Origin of the sequence: Candidatus Bandiella numerosa (assembly GCF_021811875.1) — a bacterium.
In the GTDB taxonomy this organism is placed as follows: domain Bacteria; phylum Pseudomonadota; class Alphaproteobacteria; order Rickettsiales; family Midichloriaceae; genus Aquirickettsia; species Aquirickettsia numerosa_A.
In genome coordinates this window covers 1-2244 of sequence record NZ_JAJBJD010000167.1, presented here as the reverse complement: position 1 = coordinate 2244, position 2244 = coordinate 1, and the positions used below count along the sequence as shown (strand labels likewise).

Annotated in this window: 3 protein-coding genes; all 3 read right to left on the bottom strand. The window is 31.1% G+C overall.

Features of this window, described 5'->3' with window-relative positions; all coding sequences use genetic code 11:
- Nucleotides 1-351: 351 nt before the first annotated feature.
- The 3 genes from rplS to rpsP are packed head-to-tail and all read right to left on the bottom strand — an operon-like array spanning nucleotide 352 to nucleotide 1875.
- Nucleotides 352-744, bottom strand: a complete 393-nt coding sequence (rplS, locus tag L8D11_RS05035; protein ID WP_236870578.1) for a 50S ribosomal protein L19 — start codon at nucleotides 742-744, stop codon at nucleotides 352-354.
- Nucleotides 741-1454: a tRNA (guanosine(37)-N1)-methyltransferase TrmD gene (gene trmD, locus L8D11_RS05030; protein WP_236870577.1), complete on the bottom strand. Its 714-nt coding sequence runs from the start codon at nucleotides 1452-1454 to the stop codon at nucleotides 741-743. Before trmD ends, rplS begins: the two co-directional genes overlap by 4 nt.
- A gap of 49 nt (nucleotides 1455-1503) precedes the next feature.
- A complete protein-coding gene (gene rpsP, locus L8D11_RS05025; protein WP_236870576.1) occupies nucleotides 1504-1875 on the bottom strand; it encodes a 30S ribosomal protein S16 in 372 nt (123 codons plus the stop codon).
- Between the last annotated feature and the right edge of the window lie 369 nt (nucleotides 1876-2244).

The window sequence follows — 2244 nt, the reverse complement described above, 5'->3', positions numbered from 1 at the left end:
ACTCTTCTCTATACGTTCTTCTGCTTCTCTTACTAAAAATGACATTTTGCCTCCTCTTTCGTATGTACTTATCTTTTCATTCTATCATATATGTTTCTTTCTGCCTATTATGCAATGGTCTTTAAGTTATGAAAATTATTAAAAATGAGGGCATTTTTTTGATTGCAAATCAATTCAGAAGGTTGTTTATCTTCGCACTTAAAGGCGCTTATAAAAAAGGAATTATATAGCTATTTATGATTACATGTTGGCCTTTAACCAATTCAAAATTTTACACGGAAAATTTAAGTGTGATTTAGCAACAAAAATAATTTAACTTACACAAAAAAAATGATTGGCTCTTGACCCTACTCAGGTTGTTTTTTTTGCAGATTTTATGTGTGATAAGTCTCTTTTTTCTTTAATTCTAGCTACTTTACCAACTAATTCTCTCATATAATACAATTTTGCTCTTCTAACCTTACCTCTTCTCAATAGCTCAATTTTAGTTACTAAAGGAGAGTAAAGAGGAAATGTTTTTTCGAAACACATGCCACAGCTAATTTTTTTAACTTTGAATGTAGAGCCTAATTTACTATTTGTTCTAGCAATGCATACTCCTTCGAATATCTGGATTCTTTCGTTACTTTCATCAACAATTTTGTTATGAACTTTTACTACATCTCCAGGCCTGAAATCTGGTATATCTTTAATTTTCATAAGCGAGGATATTTGCTTTTCTATGTACTTTTCAGCTAAGTTCATTTTTCAACTCCATTTAAATATTTTGTCCATAAATCAGGTCTCCTATTTTTTGTAATTTCTTCGGCCTGATTTAGTCTCCATTCAAAAATTTTTTTATGATTCCCTGAAACTAAAACTTCAGGCACTTTATTAGATTTCCACACTAAAGGTTTTGTGTAGTGCGGATATTCTAAAAGGTATTTATAACGACCTTCTCCGAAGCTTTCATCCTGTAGAGAATCTTCATTACTAACATATCCTGGTACGTATCTTAAGCAGCAATCAATAAAAGCAAAAGAAGCTATATCTCCAGAAGACAAAACGTAGTCACCTACGCTAACTTCTTGTATCTTATACTCTTTTATAACTCTTTCGTCAATACCCTCAAAGCGACCACATAAAATATTTATACCTTTATCAGACTTTACTATTGATTTTGCTATATTTTGATTCAGTAAATTTCCTTTTGGTGACAGGTATATTATTGGGAAGCCGTTTGGTATAAAAAATTTTTCAATAGCTACGCCAAGTACATCGGCTCTTAAAAGCATGCCACCACCTCCTCCAAATGGAGTGTTATCCACTGTTTTATGTTTGTTTGTTGCAAAATCTCTAATATTTTTTGTGTTCAACTCCCAAAATTTTGCATCCATAGCTTTGCCAGGAGTGGAAAATTTCAGTGGACCTGGGTATATTTCAGGGAATAATGTTAATATGTTAACTTGCCACATTACGTTAACGTTGATTTATGTAAAAGAAATGTATATGCGCTGATAAGTACTAGTTATTCTCAGTACTTAGTACTTCTTTATTTTCCTTGGTTTCAGTAGCTTTTACAGTTTTAGCCTCAGCAGTTTCTGTTTGAGTTATAGGTTTTTTTATAATTCTTTTAACACTGGCTTTGATCAGCTTTGCTTTTTCAAGAAATTTCTCAACTCTTTCAGTAGGCTGTGCTCCAACCGACATCCAATATTTAATTCTATCCTGAACTAGGACTACCCTGTTTTCGTCATCTTTAGGTAGCATTGGATCATAAGTGCCAACCTTCTCTAAAAATTTACCATCTCTTGGTGCGTCAGCATTAGCCACTACTAACTTATAGTAAGGTTTCTTTTTTGCTCCAGCTCTTGCTAACCTAATTTTTACTGCCATAAATAGTTAAAATAATTACATCAATACAGTTGTGTATACACAAAAAAAGCTTTTGTGTAAAGATAAGAAGAATGATTGATTAAAAAACTTTTGTCCAAGGCTTTTTGATTAGATTATCCTTATCTGTTACGACCTTAAAATTTTTATCCTTATTAAAGATCAAATATGAACCATTTGTTCTCAAATCTACCTTATTTATATTTAGGAATTTCAAAATTTATGGAAATGAGAAAAAATAGAGATAAATGAGAAGAAAAACTAATTCAAAAGTATTCAAGAGAAAAGAAGTAGAAAAAATGAGCTAAAATTGTCTAAAAACATATAAAAATCATACTAAAGACGGAGTACACCTGTAATATTGAAAATTAA